A 19418-nucleotide genomic window follows, 5' to 3' on the forward strand; every position below is an offset into this window, starting at 1 on the left:
TTTTTTTTCACTAGACTATGCTAATTTCAACATTCCAATTTAACAGACCTTTTCACAAAAAGTTAAGCAGTCGCATAGCCTACGATAGAAACCTTATTTAAGGGCCCATTACTGGTCTTATTGGAGTGACGACAGTGGATATAAAATTAAATGATATTGTCGGCAGGCGTTCGTATAACTGTGATATTCTCTTTCGAATTATTGATATTAGAAAAATAAACGACCAGAAGTTTGCAGTCCTATATGGAGAGGATTTTCGGCTCGTTGCAGATGCACCATACGAGGATTTGGTTGTTATTGACTATAATCAAAGAGTGAAACTAAAGAATGAGTACCGGACACTTGAGGAACAGTCTTTTCGGCTATTTAAACAAGATGTTGAATTAATCAAGCATCGTCAGGAATACGAAGCAACTAGCGGATATGTAAAACCAAATAATTATTTTCAAATGCCAGGGAAGGTCCTCCATCTAGATGGTGATCCAACCTACTTGAAGAAATGTATGATGTTATATGAAAAAGTAGGAATCCCTGTGTTAGGTATACACTGTAATGAAAAGGAAATGCCTAATCGAATTGGTGAACTGATTGATTTGTATCGTCCGGATATTCTTGTAATCACTGGACATGATGCATATTCAAAAGCAAAGGGAAAGATGACGGATATAAATGCCTACCGTCATTCTAAACATTTTGTCCAAACGGTAAAGGAAGCACGGAAGAAAATACCCCACTTGGATCAGCTTGTTATTTTCGCTGGTGCTTGTCAATCGCATTTTGAATCCTTGATTCATGCCGGAGCGAACTTTGCCAGTTCCCCCTCAAGAATAAACATCCATGCTCTTGACCCGGTGTATATTGTCGCCAAAATCAGCTTTACCCCTTTTATGGAACGAATTAACGTGTGGGACGTGTTACGGAACACTTTAACAGGTGAGAAGGGACTGGGAGGAATCGAAACAAAGGGAGTGTTACGGACAGGGATGCCTTATCGGCCAATCCAAGAAGAGGATGAATAAGCCTTTGCAATTCAAAAAGGCTTATTTTTTTATTTTTTGGACGATACATATTCCCCGATATTATAAGGCAAGCTAAAAATGTTGAATTTTAGAAGAAAAAGTAGAACAAAAAATATTGACAATCTTTTTGTTTGACTGATATAATTTATGTTTTTGTTTGACATGAGTATGTCAGTGTGTTATACTTTACACAGTGAGGTGGACCGAATGCCAAAAACCTTAGCCGATATTAAAAAGGCTCTTGACACAAATTTAGGGAAAAGATTACTGCTTAAAGCCAACGGAGGGCGTCGAAAAACGATTGAACGTTCCGGTGTTTTAGCTGAAACTTATCCATCTGTTTTTGTTATTGAATTAGATCAGGATGAAAATTCATTCGAACGTGTTTCTTATAGCTATGCGGATGTTTTAACAGAAACAGTTCAAATCACTTTCTACGAAGATGCATCAGGACATTTAGCCTTAAATTAGTATATAAGCAATTTGCAGCAGTAAACAATAGTTTACTGCTTTTTGCTTTCTAAAAAGCGGAAACTTCTACGCGTTAGAATTAGATTCAGAGAACTCAATCAAAATGTTATCAGTCATGAAAACCTCGTATTTTTCCCATACTAAGAATGCTGTAGTATGAAAGGGGTTGTTTAGATGGGCAGAAGAAGAAGAGGAATAATGTCCAGTCACTTTAAAGAAGAACTTGCAAAAGAACTTGGATTTTATGATGTCGTTCAAAAAGAAGGATGGGGCGGCATAAAGGCAAAAGATGCAGGGAATATGGTCAAGCGTGCTGTTGAGCTTGCACAAGCACAGTTAGCTAATCGGGATCCAAGGGTGTAACTTCTAAATAAGGTACTTCCGCTTAAAATTTTATTCAATCACATACTTCAGCAAGGCCAGAGGACAATCTCCTCTGGCCTTCTTGTTTCCAATGGCTATTTTCGCATAGATTGTTGCTTTTCGTATAAGTTCATCAATCCGTATTACTATTTGCTTCGTGGCATCTTTTCGTAAGAACCTTTGCGAAAATTGCCTTGAAACTAAGTAAATGACCCTTATAAAGCTCCAAAAGCAACAAAGTTTACGAAAAGAGCCTTTCCAATTTATAACCTTTTTCTTCTAAAACTTATAATAAAATATGAAATTTGATAGGATTTCTCATATCGCACGTCTTACTTTTATCGTTTTGTGGTAAAATAGGACAAAATGTGGATTTTCGGAAACAGTGGATTATATAGAAGTAGGTGGACGTAGTGAAGCTTTTAGTAAAAGCACCGGCCAAAATAAATTTAGCATTAGATGTTTTACACAAACGACCCGATGGCTATCATGAGGTGGAAATGATTATGACCACGATAGATTTGGCTGACCGGGTGGAACTATCATTATTAAACGAAAATAAAATACATATTCATTCTCACAATCGCTATGTCCCTGATGACCAGCGTAATTTAGCTTTTCAGGCTGCCCAGCTCTTGAAGGATCGATTCAATGTAAAACAAGGTGTATTGATTTCAATTGAAAAAACCATTCCTGTTGCTGCAGGACTAGCAGGGGGAAGCAGTGATGCAGCAGCCACGTTAAGGGGTCTAAATAAGCTTTGGAATCTCGGACTAACCATGGATGAATTGGCTGAACTAGGCAGCGAAATAGGGTCGGATGTCTCCTTTTGTGTCTATGGTGGAACAGCCTTGGCAAAAGGCAGAGGGGAAGTAATTACCGAATTACCTGCCCCGCCAACATGCTGGGTCATCCTAGCAAAGCCTTTTATAGGGGTATCGACAGCGGAAGTATACCGAAGGCTGGATCTCAATGAAACGGTTCATCCCGACATTGCTGGTATGATTGGAGCAATTAAGGAACATGATTACCATAAAGTGTGCGAGAACGTCGGGAATGTCTTAGAAGAGGTGACGTTGAACCTTCACCCTGAAGTTGCACTCATCAAGGAACAAATGAAACGTTTTGGTGCCGATGCTGTCTTAATGAGCGGCAGCGGGCCGACTGTGTTTGGAATTGTTCAGCATGATTCAAGAATGCATCGAATTTATAACGGATTAAGAGGATTCTGTGATCAAGTATTTGCCGTCCGAATGTTAGGGGAACGACACTCACTTGATTAAAAACGTACAAAAATGGTATTCTATGGATAGAATATTCGTGTTTTTGGGGGCTTGTTATGAAATTTCGCCGCAGTGAACGGTTGATTGATATGACTAATTATTTACTGGATCATCCTCGACAATTAGTACCGCTTACCTTTTTTGCTGAACGTTATGCATCTGCGAAATCATCAATTAGTGAAGATTTGGCTATTATCAAAGAGACATTTGAAAAAAGAGGAATTGGAACCATCCAAACCGTACCTGGGGCATCAGGCGGGGTGAAATTCTTTGTAAAAGTAAGTCATGAAAAAGCAGTACCTTTTATCAATGAATTGTGTGATCTAATTGCCAAGCCTGACAGACTCCTACCAGGAGGATATTTATACTTAACCGATATTTTGGGCAATCCTCAGGTGGTTCAAAAGGCTGGACGCATTATTGCCTCTGCCTATACAGATGCAAAAATAGACGTGGTCATGACCGTTGCCACAAAAGGAATACCGCTTGCTTATGCAGTGGCGAGTCAGTTGAATGTTCCCGTTGTGATTGTCCGTAGAGATAGTAAGGTTACCGAAGGTCCAACCGTTAGCATTAATTATGTGTCTGGTTCAACGAAGAGAATCCAAACAATGGTTCTATCTAAACGAAGTATGAAAGAAGGTTCACGCGTCCTTATCGTCGATGATTTTATGAAAGCCGGCGGAACGGTCATGGGAATGATCAGCCTGCTTGAGGAATTTAATGGACATCTGGCTGGGATTGCTGTTCTAGTAGAGGCAGAAAAAATACAAGAACGGCTCGTTGATGAATATACTTCTCTCGTACAGTTATCTTATGTAGATGTGAAAGAAAAGAAGATTAAGGTTCAAGCCGGCAATTACTTAAAAAAATAGATGGAGGGTAAAAGTATGAAAGTAATAGAAACAAATCAAGCACCAGCAGCTATTGGCCCATATTCACAAGGGATCATTGTTAATAACCTGTTCTATAGTTCAGGACAAATTCCATTAACAGCAGAAGGCTCTTTAGTAACAGGGGATATCAAAGAACAAGCCCACCAAGTGTTTCAAAATTTGCAGGCGGTATTAACAGCTGCTGGTGCATCATTTGAAACGGTTGTAAAGACGACAGTATTTATTAAAAATATGGATGATTTCGCGGCATTAAATAAGGTCTATGGTGAATACTTCTCCATTCATAAACCTGCTCGTTCATGTGTAGAAGTGGCTCGTTTGCCAAAAGATGTTTTAGTAGAAATCGAGGTAATTGCACTCGTTAAATAAGAAAATTTATCCATTTACTTCCAAATTTATAATGTGTTCACTGATTTGCCCTAATTTTTAAAAAATATTTTGAATATAAAGAAGGATATTTGAAAAAGTTGTTGAATTTATTTACTTAGCTTTTTATCTATAGAAAAGGGTGTGAGCACATGGAAGTAACTGACGTAAGATTACGCCGCGTTAGCACAGATGGTAGAATGAGAGCGATTGCATCAATCACTTTGGACAATGAGTTTGTTGTTCATGACATTCGTGTTATTGACGGAAACAACGGTTTATTTGTAGCTATGCCAAGCAAACGTACTCCGGATGGAGAATTTCGTGACATTGCGCATCCAATCAATTCAGGAACACGCGGTAAAATCCAAGAAGCTGTTTTGGCTGAGTACCACCGTCTAGGTGAATTAGAAGTAGAATTTGAAGAAGCCGGAGCTTCCTAAGGATTTTTACAACTAGGGCCTTTCTTCTATGAAGGCTCTTTTTATTGTGCAAAAGTCACTCCTTGGGCTGATCCGGTATCTATTCGCCACCTATCCTCATTAGCACACCCCTCATAATAACTCTCTTTCGTAAATAAACTCATTATTACAAAAATAGACACTTCCTTCACATACCTTGAAAAGAGCGCTCATTTACGTTAATATTTTTAATGGATAAAAAGGTTAATTGGGGGACTGTTCATGTCTAATCGTTATGCTGTGATTTTAGCCGCTGGACAAGGCACGCGGATGAAATCTAAGCTATATAAAGTATTACACCCAGTATGCGGAAAACCGATGGTTCAACATGTGGTTGACCAAGTAATGAAGCTTAATATACAAGAAATTGTCACAATTATTGGTCATGGGGCAGAAATGGTGAAAGCACAGTTAGGTGAAACCAGTCAATATGCCCTTCAGGATCAACAGCTAGGAACTGCACATGCTGTAAGCCAAGCACAGAGTGTACTTGAAGGCAAAGCCGGTGTCACGATTGTTGTTTGTGGTGATACACCATTGATTAAGGCTGAAACAATGGAAGCTTTGTTTAAGCATCATGAAGAGTTAGGGGCAAAAGCAACGATTCTTACAGCAAGAATTGAAGACCCGACAGGATACGGACGAATTATTCGTAACGTAGACGGTTTGGTTGAAAAAATTGTGGAACACAAAGATGCCTCTGAAGACGAAAGAAAAATAAATGAAATCAATACAGGAACCTATTGTTTTGATAATACGGCGTTATTTGAAGCCTTAAAGAATGTTTCGAATGACAATGTTCAAGGCGAATATTATTTACCTGATGTCATCGAAATTTTAAAGAAACAAGGGGAAGTAGTTACAGCTTTCCAAACAAGTGACTTGGAAGAAACTTTAGGTGTGAATGACCGCGTGGCCTTAGCCGAGGCTGAGCGAATTATGCGCAGTCGCACAAATGCAGCGCATATGAGGAACGGGGTAACCATCATTGACCCTGCTAATACCTACATTGAAACGGGTGTCGAAATCGGACAGGACACGGTGATCTATCCAGGAACGATGATCAAAGGTAAAACCGTGATTGGAGCAGAATGTTACATTGGTCCAAATTCTGAAATTGATTCGTGTGAAATTGGTGCGGAAACGGTAGTCCGTCAATCAGTTGCACATAATAGTTCTATCGGTGCTTATGTCAATATTGGGCCATTCGCTCATATTCGTCCAGAATCCACGATACAAGATGAAGTGAAAATAGGCAACTTCGTCGAAATTAAAAAAGCTGTTTTTGGAAAAGGAAGCAAAGCCTCCCACCTAAGTTATATTGGTGACGCAGAAGTAGGTTCCGATGTGAACATTGGCTGCGGCTCTATAACAGTTAATTACGACGGTAAAAATAAATTTTTAACCAAAATTGAAGATGGAGTCTTTATTGGTTGTAATTCTAATCTAGTTGCTCCTGTTACGATTGGGAAAGGTGCATACGTGGCAGCTGGTTCAACGATTACGAAAGATGTACCAGGTGAAGCCTTATCGATTGCCCGGGCGCAGCAAGTAAATAAGGAAAATTATGTCCAGAAGCTGAATCTAAAGAAATAAGCGAATCAATTTAGGAGGCTATCATGTCGAATCAATATTTAGACCCAAATCTTAAGGTATTTAGTTTAAATTCAAATCTTCCGCTTGCAAGTGAAATTGCGAAAGTCATCGGTGTTGAATTAGGTAAATGTTCTGTAACAAGATTTAGTGACGGAGAAATTCAAATTAATATCGAAGAAAGTATCCGTGGCGGTGATGTGTATGTCATCCAGTCGACTAGCCAGCCAGTTAATGAAAATATCATGGAATTATTAATCATGATTGATGCGTTAAAAAGAGCTTCGGCCAAGACTATTAACATTGTTATGCCTTATTATGGCTATGCACGTCAGGACCGTAAGGCACGTGCCCGTGAGCCGATTACAGCTAAATTAGTGGCAACTCTGCTTGAAACAGCAGGAGCAACCCGTGTTATCTGTCTTGATCTGCACGCACCACAAATTCAAGGATTCTTTGATATCCCGACTGATCATTTAATGGGCGTTCCTATTTTATCAGATTATTTTAAGGCTAGAGAATTCCAAGGGGACATTGTTATTGTGTCACCAGACCATGGCGGTGTAACAAGGGCTCGGAAAATGGCTGAACGATTAAAAGCACCAATTGCTATTATTGATAAACGTCGTCCAAGACCAAATGTCGCGGAAGTAATGAATATTGTTGGTAACATTGAAGGGAAAATTGCTATTCTAATTGATGATATCATTGATACAGCTGGTACAATCACCCTGGCTGCTAATGCATTAATTGAAAATGGGGCATCAGAAGTATATGCTTGCTGTACCCATCCAGTATTATCTGGACCTGCAATCGAAAGAATTCAAAATTCGAAAATCAAAGAATTAGTTATTACGAATTCAATCGCCCTTCCAGAAGAGAAAAAGATCGATAAAATTGTTAATCTATCCGTTGCCCCACTTCTTGGTGAAGCGATTATTCGTGTTCACGAAGAGCAATCCGTAAGTACTTTATTTGATTGATCATTTAATTAGGATCTGGCCTATCTGGCTGGATCCTGTTTTAAGTTTTGAGTCAGTTGTCATTTTCCTGTTTTGGATAAACAGTCGAAAAAAATGTTTAGACCATCCTATTTTGGGGCATTTTTATATAGACAGTTTTTGATTTAGGCTCTTTTCGTAAACTTTGTTGCTTTTGGAGCTTAATAAGGATCATTTTCCTAATTTTCTTGGCAATTTTCGCAAATGTTCTTACGAAAAGAGGCCACGAAGTATCTAGTTATACGGTTTAATGAACTTATACGAAAAACAACAATCTATACGAAAAATTGCCTTAATAAAATAGGAGAGTGATTAAACATGAGTACTGTTTTACAAGCAAAGGAACGGAAGGAATTCCGTCACTCCGCATTGAAGGCCATAAGAGAGACAGGAAATATTCCCGCCATCATTTATGGTTCAAAGGTCGATAGCAAACCCGTGGTTATTAGTTCAGCAGACTTAACAAAGACGATCCGTCAAGTGGGCAGGAATGGAGTTATTTCTCTTGATGTAGACGGCAGCAAACAGGATGTTATTTTGACTGATTATCAAGCGGATTCGATTAAAAAGGAAATCATCCATGTTGATTTCTTGGCTGTCGATAAATCTTCTAAGATTAATGTAGATGTAAGACTTGTGCTAGTTGGTGATGCTGCTGGTGTCAAAGATGGTGGTGTCTTGCAGCAGCCACTACATCAAATTTCAATTACATCTACTCCAGATAATATTCCGCAACAAATTGAAGTGGATATCTCTAACCTACAGGTAGGCGAAACCGTAACTATGGGTGATATTCCTTCAGCAGGTGCCTTTTCTATTAACCATGAGGACGATGAAGTAGTTGCTTCCATCCTTCCTCCAAAGCAGGAAGAGGAAATTAACTCCGGCGAACAACAAGAAGAAGGACATCCTGATAATGAAGAAGGCAGAGAGACCACTCCTGAATAGAAAGATCATGCAATTGGGCTAGACAATGTTCACGGTTCACTGTAAATTAAGAGTAGCAAGGCGTAATCTTTATAGGTTACGTCTTTTACCACATGACAATCTCATGGGAGAAAAAAGCGATGTTTCGAAAAATATTTAAAAGGTTGGCTAAACCGGAAGAGGTGGGACCCAGAATGAAATTAATTGTTGGTTTAGGTAACCCTGGGAAACAATATGAAAATACTAGGCATAATATTGGATTTGAGGTCATTGACACACTTTCCAGTAAATTTTCGATTCCGCTTAATCAGTCTAAATTTAAAGGACTGTACGGAATGGGTTTTTATCAAGGAGAAAAGGTCATTTTATTAAAACCGCTTACCTATATGAACCTATCCGGAGAATCGATTAGAGCTGTCATGGATTATTATGAAATAGCCGAAGAAGATCTACTTGTGATTTATGATGACCTTGATTTGCCAGTTGGAAAGATTAGACTAAGGCAAAAAGGGAGTCCAGGTGGACATAATGGAATTAAGTCGACAATAGCCCATCTTGGGACACAGGAGTTTAACAGAATAAGAATTGGGGTTGACCGCCCTCAGTCAGGAATGAGTGTGCCTGATTATGTTCTTGGCCGTTTTCGTCCGGATGAAAAGGCGCCAATGGAAGAAGCAGTGAATAAAAGTGCAGCAGCCTGTACAGCGTGGCTGGAGAAGCCGTTCTTACAGGTAATGAATGAATATAATCAGTAATGATTCATGATTTACCCATTCGTTTCATACAATAAGCAATAAAAAGATACGGTGAAGCATGATGATAGCGGTTTCTAATTGAATAAGTTCCTCCTTTAAGGATAATACTAGTAAGGAATCCTAGATTAGGGAGGGACAGGCGTGGCTATCCATTACCATTGTCGTCATTGTGGTACGAAACTTGGTTCGATTGATAAAGCATCTATACACAGCGAAGCCCTCGGTCTGCATAAATTAAATGATCAAGAAAGACTGGAAATGGTTGCGTATGACTCATCTGGCGATATTCACATCACAGCTATCTGTGAGGATTGTCAGGAAGCTTTAGAGCGGAATCCAGATTACCACCAATACGATTTTCTTATTCACTAACCAGCTTTGGACTGATATCCAAAGCGTTTTTCTATTTATAATTTACTAATATAAGAATGTTAATTATATGATTTTTTATGGAAGAAGGAGGGAGGAGAAACCTTGAATGCGTTAAAATCGTTATTCCTCAAGCAGGAAGATGTCCATTCTGTAATTGCAGGAGTGGAAGAAGGATTAAAAGAGCAGCTAATTGCTGGGTTATCGGGTTCGTCTCGAACCGTTTTAACAGCGTCCATTTATGAACAAATGCAAAGACCGATTATGCTCGTCACCCACAATCTATTACAAGCTCAAAAACTTTATGATGATATTGTCAATCTATTAAGTGAGAAGGAAGTTTTTCTTTTTCCTGCCAATGAGTTAATTGCTGCAGAGATGGGTATTGCTAGCCCAGAGTTAAAAGCACAAAGAATAGAAACCTTAAACTACTGGAGCAAGCATAATAAAGGAATATTAATTGTCCCGATGGCAGGGTTAAAAAAGATTGTACCTCCTAAGTCTTTATGGAAAGAATACCAACTCTCGTTAAAATTAGGAGAAGACATAAATATTGATCAGACCTTAAATACATTTGTCAAAATGGGGTATGTTCGAGCCGAAATGGTGACAACGCCCGGTGAATTTAGTGTCAGAGGCGGAATCATCGATATTTATCCTCTTACGGAAGCAAATCCAATTCGAATTGAACTATTTGATACAGAAATTGATTCGATTCGTTCTTTCTCCTTAGAAGACCAACGTTCGAAAGAAAAGGTTTCAGAGATTCTGATTGGACCTGCAACAGAAGTATTGTTAGAGGCAGAGAATTATAGGGCCATTGTTGAAAAACTTGAAGTCGGATTAGGTCAAAGCCTAAGAAAATTAAAAGATGATAAAGCAAAAATGCAGCTTTCCCAAAATATCAGTTTTGAATTGGAACAGTTAAAAAATGGGCAAAAGCCTGACCAAGTCTTTAAATACTTATCACTAGCCTACGATAGGGCTAGTAGTCTACTAGACTACCTGCCAAGTAATGGACTTGTATTTATTGACGAAATAAGCCGCGTCCAAGAAATGAATGATTCCTTAGTAAAAGAAGAAGCAGAATGGTATACAAGTTTACTTGGCACCGGTCAGATTGTCCATGATTTACATATTTCCCATGATCTTGCTGTGCTTTTGCAAAAAAAGGAACTGCCGATCGTTTATATGTCCTTATTTTTGCGCCATGTAGCCAATACCAGTCCACAAAATATTATTAATATTTCCTGCAAGCAAATGCAAAACTTCCACGGTCAGATGCATTTGTTAAAAGCAGAGGTCGAGAGATGGAAAAAAGGCAATTATTCTATTTTATTTTTAGGACCTGATGAAGAGCGGGTCAAAAAGCTAGAGCGCGTCCTCGAGGATTATGAAATTAGTGCCAGTGTTATCAAGGGTGAACAGCAGCTGTCGCCTGGTAGAGTTCAGATTATGCAAGGGAATCTCCAAACAGGTTTTGAGCTGTCTATCCAGAAAATAGCTGTCATTACTGAGGAAGAACTATTTAATAAACGGGTCAAAAAATCTACTAATCGCCAAAAACTATCAAATGCTGAAAGAATTAAGAGTTACTCTGAGCTTAAAATTGGTGATTATGTTGTTCACGTTAATCATGGAATAGGGAAGTATTTAGGGATTGAAACGCTTGTAATTAACGGGATTCATAAGGATTATCTCCATATTCGTTATCAAGGAACAGACAAACTGTATGTCCCTGTGGAACAGATTGATCTGGTCATGAAGTATGTGGGATCGGAAGGTAAAGAGCCAAAGATCTATAAACTGGGTGGAACCGATTGGAAAAAGGTCAAGAAGAAGGTTCAATCTTCCGTTCAAGATATTGCAGACGATTTAATTAAATTGTATGCAGAACGGGAATCAGCAGTTGGCTATGCCTATTCACCGGATGGCGATTTGCAAAGAGAGTTTGAAACATCGTTTGCGTACCAAGAAACCGAGGATCAGTTGCGTTCCATTCATGAGATTAAAAAAGACATGGAAAGACCGCGACCGATGGATCGTCTCCTTTGCGGGGACGTTGGCTATGGAAAAACAGAGGTAGCGATTCGAGCTGCATTCAAAGCAATCGCTGACGGGAAACAAGTGGCTTTTCTTGTTCCGACAACGATTTTGGCCCAGCAGCATCATGAAACATTACGGGAGAGGTTCCAAGATTATCCGATTAATATTGGCTTGTTAAGCCGCTTCCGAACGAAAAAACAACAAACGGAAACAATGAAAGGGTTAAAAGCAGGGACCATTGATATTGTCGTTGGGACACACCGCCTGCTTTCAAAAGATATTGTTTATCGTGATTTAGGCTTGTTAATTATTGATGAAGAGCAGCGGTTCGGTGTTACACATAAAGAAAAAATTAAGAAACTAAAAACCAATGTGGATGTGTTAACATTAACGGCAACGCCGATCCCTCGTACACTGCACATGTCGATGCTCGGTGTCCGTGATTTATCTGTGATAGAAACACCACCTGAAAATCGATTCCCTGTCCAAACGTATGTAATGGAATACAATGGAGCATTGGTGCGGGAAGCGATTGAGAGAGAGCTAGCCCGGGACGGACAAGTATACTTTTTATATAACAAAGTTGAAGATATTGAACGTAAAGCCGAGGAAATATCGATGCTTGTCCCCGATGCACGAGTGGTCTATGCCCATGGGCAGATGTCAGAAAATGAATTGGAAACGGTGATGATTGGCTTTTTAGCGGGTGAATATGATGTCCTTGTGAGCACCACGATTATTGAAACCGGTGTGGACATACCGAATGTAAATACGTTAATTGTCTTTGATGCGGATCGGATGGGGCTTTCCCAGCTTTATCAGCTCCGTGGTCGTGTCGGCCGGTCTAATCGTGTTGCCTACGCTTATTTCACTTATCGGAAAGATAAAGTATTAACGGAGGTCGCAGAAAAACGCCTCCAAGCCATTAAGGAATTTACTGAATTAGGTTCTGGTTTTAAAATTGCCATGCGAGATTTATCAATCAGAGGGGCAGGTAATTTACTGGGTGCCCAGCAGCACGGCTTTATTGACTCCGTTGGTTTTGACCTTTATTCACAGATGTTAAAAGAGGCCATTGAAGAGCGGAAAATAAATATCGGTGTGACTGGAGCTGCCGTCAAAAAGTCGGTGGAAATAGACCTTGAAATTGATGCCTATATCCCTGATACATATATTAAGGATGGGCATCAAAAAATAGAGATGTACAAACGGTTCAGGGGTACAGAAACCCTCGAGGATATTGAAGAACTCGAGTCGGAAATGCTTGACCGTTTTGGTGAGTATCCTGAGGAAGTTTCCTGCTTATTTCAAATCGCTGAGATGAAGGTTTATGCTCTTTTAAATGGTGTTGAACAAATTAAACAGATTAAACAAGAAGTCACCATATTAATAAATGAAGAAGTGACCAACACCATTGATGGTAGTAAGATTTTCCAAATTGGCAGTCAGTTTGGCCGAAATGTTAATCCGGGTATGGAAGGTCCAAGACTGAAAATTGTCATAAGGACCAAGGAATATTCTACTTCCCAATGGCTGAATATTGCCTTCGAAATGGTTAAGGGCGTATCTAAAGCCAAGAAAGGCCATGAAAACCCTGTAAATTAAGGCAACACAATGTGGTTTTGCCCAGTTATTTTAGTTCGACCAAACCATTCCAAAAGAATGAAGCTTTATCCAATTTGGGATAATTCTATGATATTTGAAAAAATATTACGTTTATGTATATAACTTTCCAGATGAAAGATACTAAGTTCAAAGTTGGTGATGATTACAAATTCAGGAAGGAAGAATCATTACCAAGTTGAATAATCATCAGATGAAAGTGAGGCAACATTGGATGAAAGCAACTGGAATAGTTCGTCGAATCGATGATTTGGGTCGTGTTGTCATTCCCAAAGAAATACGCAGAACTTTGCGTATACGCGAAGGGGATCCGTTAGAGATATTTGTTGATCGTGACGGAGAAGTCATCTTAAAAAAGTATTCACCTATTAGTGAATTAGGTGATTTTGCGAAAGAATATGCTGAAGCCCTTTTCGATAGCCTCGGAAACCCCGTATTAATTTGTGATAGAGATTCTGTTATCGCAATGGCTGGAGGTTCTAAGAAAGAGTACTTAAATAAAAATATTAGTGATGTTGTTGAAAAAACAATGGAAGAACGAAATTCAGTCCTAAACAATCAAAAAGGCGATATTGCCTTGGTGGATGGAAATGAGGAAGCATTAACTTCCTATACCATTGGACCAATCATTGCAAATGGTGACCCAATCGGGGCAGTTATTATTTTTTCTAAAGAAGGATCTCTTGGCGAAGTGGAACAAAAGGCGGTTGAAACCGCAGCAGGTTTCCTCGCACGACAAATGGAATCATAAAAAAGGCAGCGAGAGCTGTCTTTTTTATTTAGCTTAAATACGGCTCTCCTTGTGCTATAATAACTTTCGAGTTTGTATTTATTGTCTAGCGCAAGCGGCCCAGTGGCTAGTGTACTTCGCCGCTAAACTGGGCGCTTACGCTTTTCTTGGTAGGTGAATGAATGAAGTCTGTGAATCCATCAAAGGCTCTGTTTAGAGGAGCTTTTATCTTAATGCTTGCCGCACTTATTACGAAAATTTTAAGTGCCTTTTACCGAATTCCCTTTCAAAACATTGTCGGAGATATTGGTTTTTACATATACCAACAAGTGTACCCGTTTTATGGGATCGCCATCGTCCTTTCGACGACGGGCTTTCCAGTAGTTATCTCTAAACTGTATGCGGAGCAGAAACAGAAAGGGGACGATTTTAAACCACGCCTCCTTTTGTTTGTCTCCTTTATCTATTTGCAATTATTTGGCTTTCTTTGTTTCTTAATTCTTTATTTTGGGGCGGGCAGCATCGCTGTTTGGATGAACGACCCACATCTATCCATCCTATTACGAGTGGTCTCCATTGTGTTTTTGCTGTTTCCGTTAATGTCAATCTTACGCGGCTATTACCAAGGAAGTGGCGACATGGTTCCCACGGCCTTATCTCAAGTAGGGGAACAATCGACACGGGTTGTAACGATTCTCTTTTTGGCCTATCTTTTTATGGAAAAAGGTTATTCTCTGTATTTAGTCGGTGGAGGAGCGATGTTTGGCTCGATAACAGGCAGTTTGGTTTCAGGAATCATCTTGTTTATGTTTTTATGGATCCGTAAAGAATGGAAGGTAATAGCCCCTAGTCCAGGGATATTTAAAAGTTATGCAGGCGAGGCCACCCGAATCTTAAAGGCACTGGTCTTTCAAGGCCTAACGGTTTGTATAAGCGGAATGCTGATGATTTTTATTCAATTAGGAGATTCGTTAAATCTTTTCTCCTTGCTTGTCTCAACTGGTATTGAAAAAGACATGGCTAAAGGTCTTAAAGGGATATTTGACCGTGGACAGCCGCTTATTCAGTTAGGAACCATCGCGGCGACTTCCATGTCTTTAACACTTGTTCCCTTAATTACGAGAGAACGATTGTCGGCCAAACCGGAGTTTTTACACCACAAAATTCAAGTAGCGCTTAAGGTAAGTGTGATTATTGGTGTCGGGGCATCAGCCGGACTATGGGCCATTATTGAACCAACTAATACGATGCTTTTTAAAAATAACGCCGGTTCTGAGGTCTTAGGTGTGCTTGGTTTTATGATTTTGTTTACATCGATAACATCAACGATTATTGCGATTATGCAAGGACTAGGTGTGATGCTGTTTCCTGCAATTGCTGCTCTATGTGCCTTTCCTTTAAAATATATCCTAAATGGTATTTTCGTTCCGATCTATGGGACCATGGGTGCTGCCATTTCATCACTAGTTTCAATAGGGCTAGTCACAGCACTGTTAGTAGTCCGATTTAAGAAGATCACCCGGATCTCTCTATTTTCCCTTCGCTTTTGGTGGACGGTGGTCATGGCGACAGCAGCAATGGTTGTCTTCTTAAAAGTTTATTTATATACGTTGGGCTCCGATGAGGTTGGACGATTCGAGGCTGTCTTTCAATCGTTAAGTTCCGCTATATTGGGTGGATTCCTCTTTTTATTTTTGATCATTAGAGGTAGCGTGTTTCGTGAAGAAGAACTATCATTATTTCCATTAGGAAGTAAATTAATAAAATTAATGGCCCGAAAGGATAGGAATAAATGGTGAAAAAGATTGAAATTGTTGGTTTAGGTGCGGGGGATTTAGAACAGCTTCCTGTTGGAGTGTATAAAAAATTACTGAACACTGGCGAGGTATTTTTACGGACGAAAGAGCATCCTGTTGTCGCTGAATTAGAGAAAGAAGGATTTACTTATACCTCATTTGATGCCATTTATGAAAAGCATGAGCAATTTGAGGAAGTATATGAAGAAATTGTTCAGACCCTAATGGATAAGGCCGGCCGCGAGACGGTGGTATATGCTGTACCAGGTCATCCACTGGTGGCGGAGCGGACTGTACAGCTTCTGCTTGACTATGGTCCAAAACAGGAAATTGAAATCACGATTGGCGGAGGGCAAAGTTTTATTGACGCCTTATTTACCTCGTTACAGATTGACCCAATTGAAGGGTTCCAATTACTTGACGGAACATCGTTAAACAAAGAGCAATTACAAATTGATCAACATATGATTATTAGCCAGGTCTACGATCAATTTGTGGCTTCCGATGTGAAGTTAACACTGATGGATAAATTGCCTGATGATTACTGGTTGTATATCGTTACAGCTGCGGGAAGCAGTCAGGAAAGCATCGAGAAAGTACCTTTGTATGAGCTGGATCGAAATGTATCGATCAACAATCTGACGTCTGTTTATATCCCGCCCGTTAAAGAGGAACAAATTCTGTTAAAGAATTTTTCTAAGCTTAGGGAAATTATTGCCGAACTTAGGAGTCCAACTGGCTGTCCATGGGACCGGGAGCAAACACATGAGTCATTAAAAAAATACTTAATTGAAGAAACCTACGAAGTGATTGATGCAATTAATAGTGGAGATATAGACCATTTAATTGAAGAACTCGGAGATGTGCTTCTACAGGTCATGCTCCATGCGCAAATTGGTGAGGATGATGGGTATTTTTCAATTGATGACATTATTGAAGGCATATCAGCGAAAATGATTCGACGCCATCCCCATGTTTTTGGAACAGGTAAGGCGGATAATGCCGAAGAGGTAGTTCGGAATTGGCAGGAGATTAAGAAGCAGGAAAAAGGTGAAGAAGAACCCACTTCTTTCATTGAGGGAGTGTCAATGGCATTACCAAATCTGTTAAGAGCCTATGAACTTCAAAAGAAAGCTGCCAAGGTTGGCTTTGATTGGCAGGAAATTACCCCTGCGCTGGAGAAAGTGAAAGAGGAGCTTGAAGAATTTGTCCATGAATTAGATGGAACCGAAGCAGGCATGGTACGGGCGAAAGGCGAATTTGGAGATTTATTATTTGCGTTTGTGAATGTCGCCAGATTCTTAAAAATCCATCCGGAAGAAGCTTTGTTTGAAACGAACGAAAAGTTTACACGCCGGTTTCAGTTTGTCGAGCAAAAGGTAAAGGAAAGCGGCCGAACATTTGAGGAACATACCTTAGAACAACTCGACCAGTACTGGGATCAAGCAAAGTTAGAAGGACTATAAAAAAGGGGGACACAGATATGCGTCTTGATAAATTTTTAAAAGTTTCTCGTTTAATAAAAAGAAGGACCCTGGCAAAAGAAGTATCGGATCAAGGCCGAATTGAGATTAATGGGAAAGAGGCAAAGGCCAGTTCAACCGTAAAAGTCGGCGATGAATTAACGATCCGTTTGGGGCAAAGGAAGGTAACCGCAAGGATTGACCGAATTCAGGATACCACACGCAAAGAAGAAGCGGCAGAAATGTATACGATTATTAATGAAGAAAGAATTGGCTCAACAGAATCGCCCTTTTAGTAACAGGGTTCTAATTCTATAATCCTTCACATAAATATGTATAAAAAAGGTTGTACAAATGATTGTGAGGGATGTTAATGAGCCAATATTATGAAAGTAATCCGTCAAAGAGCAGCGTTCCAGAACATGATGTCATCATGAGGGGCCGAAAGTTGCTTGACATCACTGGAGTTAAGCAAGTAGAAAGTTTTGATAATGAGGAGTTTTTACTTGAAACTTCAATGGGATTTTTAGCAATCAAAGGGCAAAACCTGCAAATGAAAAATCTAGATGTAGAAAAGGGGCTTGTTTCAATTAAGGGGAAAATCTTTGATTTAGTTTACCTTGATGAACAGCACGGGGAGAAAGCTAAAGGATTCTTTAGTAAGTTATTCCGATGACCCTCTCGACTCAATTCTTCACCTTGCTTTCCATGATTGGAATGGGTTCATTGTTTGGTGCAATGTTCGACACCTATCAGCGGTTTTTGAATCGGCCGAAAAGAAAGCAGTGGATTGTATTTATTAATGATTTGCTCTTTTGGATTATTCAAGCAGTAATTATTTTTTATACCCTATTCCTAGTCAATAATGGCGAGCTTAGATTTTATATCTTCCTCGCTCTTATTTGTGGATTTGCCGCTTACCAGAGTTTATTTAAAGGAATCTATCTTCACTTGCTGGAATTTGTCATAAAATCAATTATTGCGATCATCCGCCTTATAAAAAAGACCTTCCATCTCTTAGTTTATAAACCAATCGTTGGCCTTATTCAGTTAATTATCATTATTATCGTGGCGATTGGCAGGGGACTATTAACTCTTGTTAAATTTATTAGCAAGGTTTTACTATTAATAGTAAAAATCATTTTATTCCCATTACAAAAAATCCTGTTGCTTTTTTGGAAACTTTTGCCGAAAAGTATTAAAAAATCCGTCGAGAAGTTATATAATAAAACGGCAGGAATTTTTCAGAGAATCAGGAATTATACTACTAAGTTAATTAATAGATGGAAGAAACGAAACGAGTAAGGCGGTGAGGGAAATGGGAGCAGAACGAAAAAGAAGTGTATCCAAAATTCAGACAACCTTTGTAAAGCAGCAGGAATATGCAGAAATTGCCTCAGCTAGGAAAAAGAAATTATTAGCAAGGCGGCTAACGATGTTTCTGGCTCTTGCTAGCATTCTCTCTTACTTATTGATTTCAAGTAACATTTCCCAAACAGCAAAGCTTAATGCTAAAATGGCGCAAAAGAAGCAGCTTGATCATGAGTTAACGAAGTTAAAGGATCAGCAAGATATTCTAAATGAAAATATTATTAAATTAAATGATGATGATTATATTGCAAAGCTAGCCAGAAAAGAATACTTTTTCTCCGATAAAGGTGAAATCATTTTTAATATCCCTGATGAAAATTAGGGGAAAAGAACCAATTTATAGTCATATTGACACTGATTTTTTTCTTTTTGTATAATATAGAGTAAGATTGATTTTTTATACTTTTAAGGAGGAACATTCTTTTTATGTCAATTGAAGTAGGCAGCAAGTTACATGGGAAGGTAACCGGGATTACTAATTTTGGAGCGTTTGTAGAGCTGCCGGAGGGCTCAACAGGACTCGTACACATCAGTGAGGTCGCTGACAACTATGTGAAAGATATTAATGACCATCTGAAGGTTGGCGACCAAGTAGAGGTAAAAGTCATTAATGTTGAGAAGGATGGGAAGATTGGACTGTCGATTAAAAAGGCAAAGGATCGACCAGAGTCACAGCAAAGATCCCACTCAAACTCACAACGCCCTCGTCAGGGGAGAAATAACGATCGCAATAATTCTAAGCCGGAAAATTTTGAAACCAAAATGGCAAAATTTTTAAAAGATAGCGAGGATCGTTTATCTTCCTTAAAAAGGCACACAGAGTCCAAACGTGGAGGAAGAGGAGCTAAGCGGGGGTAACTTGCTGCTAAACTTTTTATCGGATGA

21 protein-coding genes are annotated in these 19418 nt (G+C 39.3%); all 21 read left to right on the top strand.

Annotated features, from left to right (window positions below):
- Positions 1-134: 134 nt before the first annotated feature.
- Complete coding sequence (gene yabG, locus ACJ004_RS28560) at positions 135-1019, top strand: sporulation peptidase YabG (RefSeq protein WP_410896468.1); 885 nt, start codon at positions 135-137, stop codon at positions 1017-1019.
- Positions 1020-1226: 207 nt separating this feature from the next.
- Positions 1227-1490 carry a biofilm formation stimulator Veg gene (veg, locus tag ACJ004_RS28565; RefSeq protein ID WP_066249244.1) on the top strand — a complete coding sequence of 88 codons (264 nt, stop codon included), beginning with the start codon at positions 1227-1229 and terminating at the stop codon, positions 1488-1490.
- Between the two features lie 174 nt (positions 1491-1664).
- Complete coding sequence (locus ACJ004_RS28570; RefSeq protein ID WP_410896469.1) at positions 1665-1853, top strand: small, acid-soluble spore protein, alpha/beta type; 189 nt, start codon at positions 1665-1667, stop codon at positions 1851-1853.
- A gap of 413 nt (positions 1854-2266) precedes the next feature.
- Complete coding sequence (ispE, locus tag ACJ004_RS28575) at positions 2267-3136, top strand: 4-(cytidine 5'-diphospho)-2-C-methyl-D-erythritol kinase (RefSeq protein WP_410896470.1); 870 nt, start codon at positions 2267-2269, stop codon at positions 3134-3136.
- Positions 3137-3192: 56 nt separating this feature from the next.
- Positions 3193-4011: a pur operon repressor gene (gene purR, locus ACJ004_RS28580; RefSeq protein WP_410896471.1), complete on the top strand. Its 819-nt coding sequence runs from the start codon at positions 3193-3195 to the stop codon at positions 4009-4011.
- Between the two features lie 15 nt (positions 4012-4026).
- Positions 4027-4401 carry a RidA family protein gene (locus ACJ004_RS28585; protein WP_410896472.1) on the top strand — a complete coding sequence of 125 codons (375 nt, stop codon included), beginning with the start codon at positions 4027-4029 and terminating at the stop codon, positions 4399-4401.
- 149 nt (positions 4402-4550) lie between these two features.
- Positions 4551-4841 carry a septation regulator SpoVG gene (gene spoVG, locus ACJ004_RS28590; RefSeq protein WP_026565468.1) on the top strand — a complete coding sequence of 97 codons (291 nt, stop codon included), beginning with the start codon at positions 4551-4553 and terminating at the stop codon, positions 4839-4841.
- Positions 4842-5081: 240 nt separating this feature from the next.
- Positions 5082-6455, top strand: a complete 1374-nt coding sequence (gene glmU, locus ACJ004_RS28595; protein WP_410896473.1) for a bifunctional UDP-N-acetylglucosamine diphosphorylase/glucosamine-1-phosphate N-acetyltransferase GlmU — start codon at positions 5082-5084, stop codon at positions 6453-6455.
- Positions 6456-6478: 23 nt separating this feature from the next.
- On the top strand, positions 6479-7435 hold the full coding sequence (locus ACJ004_RS28600; RefSeq protein ID WP_410896474.1) for a ribose-phosphate diphosphokinase: 957 nt from the start codon (positions 6479-6481) through the stop codon (positions 7433-7435).
- A gap of 336 nt (positions 7436-7771) precedes the next feature.
- Positions 7772-8401: a 50S ribosomal protein L25/general stress protein Ctc gene (locus tag ACJ004_RS28605; protein WP_410896475.1), complete on the top strand. Its 630-nt coding sequence runs from the start codon at positions 7772-7774 to the stop codon at positions 8399-8401.
- Positions 8402-8574: 173 nt separating this feature from the next.
- Positions 8575-9135, top strand: a complete 561-nt coding sequence (gene pth, locus ACJ004_RS28610) for an aminoacyl-tRNA hydrolase (RefSeq protein ID WP_410896476.1) — start codon at positions 8575-8577, stop codon at positions 9133-9135.
- Positions 9136-9276: 141 nt separating this feature from the next.
- Positions 9277-9507 carry an anti-sigma-F factor Fin gene (fin, locus tag ACJ004_RS28615; RefSeq protein WP_410896477.1) on the top strand — a complete coding sequence of 77 codons (231 nt, stop codon included), beginning with the start codon at positions 9277-9279 and terminating at the stop codon, positions 9505-9507.
- A 102-nt stretch (positions 9508-9609) separates the two neighbouring features.
- Positions 9610-13155 carry a transcription-repair coupling factor gene (gene mfd / locus ACJ004_RS28620; RefSeq protein WP_410896478.1) on the top strand — a complete coding sequence of 1182 codons (3546 nt, stop codon included), beginning with the start codon at positions 9610-9612 and terminating at the stop codon, positions 13153-13155.
- A gap of 232 nt (positions 13156-13387) precedes the next feature.
- Entirely contained in the window at positions 13388-13924 is a 537-nt protein-coding gene (gene spoVT, locus ACJ004_RS28625; RefSeq protein WP_410896501.1) for a stage V sporulation protein T, read from the top strand.
- A gap of 161 nt (positions 13925-14085) precedes the next feature.
- On the top strand, positions 14086-15702 hold the full coding sequence (locus tag ACJ004_RS28630; RefSeq protein ID WP_410896479.1) for a putative polysaccharide biosynthesis protein: 1617 nt from the start codon (positions 14086-14088) through the stop codon (positions 15700-15702).
- Positions 15696-17165, top strand: coding sequence for a bifunctional methyltransferase/pyrophosphohydrolase YabN (yabN, locus tag ACJ004_RS28635; RefSeq protein WP_410896480.1), 1470 nt, complete (start codon positions 15696-15698; stop codon positions 17163-17165). The genes ACJ004_RS28630 and yabN overlap by 7 nt, the downstream gene beginning before the upstream one ends.
- A 17-nt stretch (positions 17166-17182) precedes the next feature.
- Entirely contained in the window at positions 17183-17458 is a 276-nt protein-coding gene (locus ACJ004_RS28640) for an RNA-binding S4 domain-containing protein (protein ID WP_026565458.1), read from the top strand.
- Positions 17459-17535: 77 nt separating this feature from the next.
- Positions 17536-17838, top strand: a complete 303-nt coding sequence (gene yabP / locus ACJ004_RS28645; RefSeq protein ID WP_410896481.1) for a sporulation protein YabP — start codon at positions 17536-17538, stop codon at positions 17836-17838.
- Entirely contained in the window at positions 17835-18467 is a 633-nt protein-coding gene (gene yabQ, locus ACJ004_RS28650) for a spore cortex biosynthesis protein YabQ (protein WP_410896482.1), read from the top strand. The genes yabP and yabQ overlap by 4 nt, the downstream gene beginning before the upstream one ends.
- A gap of 13 nt (positions 18468-18480) precedes the next feature.
- On the top strand, positions 18481-18855 hold the full coding sequence (locus ACJ004_RS28655; protein ID WP_410896483.1) for an FtsB family cell division protein: 375 nt from the start codon (positions 18481-18483) through the stop codon (positions 18853-18855).
- Positions 18856-18959: 104 nt separating this feature from the next.
- Positions 18960-19391, top strand: a complete 432-nt coding sequence (locus ACJ004_RS28660) for a S1 domain-containing RNA-binding protein (protein ID WP_410896484.1) — start codon at positions 18960-18962, stop codon at positions 19389-19391.
- Positions 19392-19418 lie beyond the last annotated feature (27 nt).

The sequence above is a fragment of the Neobacillus sp. 204 genome (genome assembly GCF_046562815.1).
GTDB lineage: Bacteria > Bacillota > Bacilli > Bacillales > Cytobacillaceae > Neobacillus.

What these genes read in the sequence shown, in the direction of transcription:
- ACJ004_RS28605 (WP_410896475.1), top strand. Translation starts at nt 7,772, where the DNA reads ATGAGTACTGTTTTACAAGCAAAGGAACGGAAGGAATTCCGTCACTCC.
- ACJ004_RS28660 (WP_410896484.1), top strand. Translation starts at nt 18,960, where the DNA reads ATGTCAATTGAAGTAGGCAGCAAGTTACATGGGAAGGTAACCGGGATT.
- yabP (WP_410896481.1), top strand. Translation starts at nt 17,536, where the DNA reads ATGAGCCAATATTATGAAAGTAATCCGTCAAAGAGCAGCGTTCCAGAA.
- spoVG (WP_026565468.1), top strand. Translation starts at nt 4,551, where the DNA reads ATGGAAGTAACTGACGTAAGATTACGCCGCGTTAGCACAGATGGTAGA.
- spoVT (WP_410896501.1), top strand. Translation starts at nt 13,388, where the DNA reads ATGAAAGCAACTGGAATAGTTCGTCGAATCGATGATTTGGGTCGTGTT.
- yabQ (WP_410896482.1), top strand. Translation starts at nt 17,835, where the DNA reads ATGACCCTCTCGACTCAATTCTTCACCTTGCTTTCCATGATTGGAATG.
- ACJ004_RS28640 (WP_026565458.1), top strand. Translation starts at nt 17,183, where the DNA reads ATGCGTCTTGATAAATTTTTAAAAGTTTCTCGTTTAATAAAAAGAAGG.
- ACJ004_RS28630 (WP_410896479.1), top strand. Translation starts at nt 14,086, where the DNA reads ATGAAGTCTGTGAATCCATCAAAGGCTCTGTTTAGAGGAGCTTTTATC.
- veg (WP_066249244.1), top strand. Translation starts at nt 1,227, where the DNA reads ATGCCAAAAACCTTAGCCGATATTAAAAAGGCTCTTGACACAAATTTA.
- ACJ004_RS28585 (WP_410896472.1), top strand. Translation starts at nt 4,027, where the DNA reads ATGAAAGTAATAGAAACAAATCAAGCACCAGCAGCTATTGGCCCATAT.
- glmU (WP_410896473.1), top strand. Translation starts at nt 5,082, where the DNA reads ATGTCTAATCGTTATGCTGTGATTTTAGCCGCTGGACAAGGCACGCGG.
- ACJ004_RS28600 (WP_410896474.1), top strand. Translation starts at nt 6,479, where the DNA reads ATGTCGAATCAATATTTAGACCCAAATCTTAAGGTATTTAGTTTAAAT.
- ACJ004_RS28655 (WP_410896483.1), top strand. Translation starts at nt 18,481, where the DNA reads ATGGGAGCAGAACGAAAAAGAAGTGTATCCAAAATTCAGACAACCTTT.
- yabN (WP_410896480.1), top strand. Translation starts at nt 15,696, where the DNA reads ATGGTGAAAAAGATTGAAATTGTTGGTTTAGGTGCGGGGGATTTAGAA.
- ACJ004_RS28570 (WP_410896469.1), top strand. Translation starts at nt 1,665, where the DNA reads ATGGGCAGAAGAAGAAGAGGAATAATGTCCAGTCACTTTAAAGAAGAA.
- purR (WP_410896471.1), top strand. Translation starts at nt 3,193, where the DNA reads ATGAAATTTCGCCGCAGTGAACGGTTGATTGATATGACTAATTATTTA.
- pth (WP_410896476.1), top strand. Translation starts at nt 8,575, where the DNA reads ATGAAATTAATTGTTGGTTTAGGTAACCCTGGGAAACAATATGAAAAT.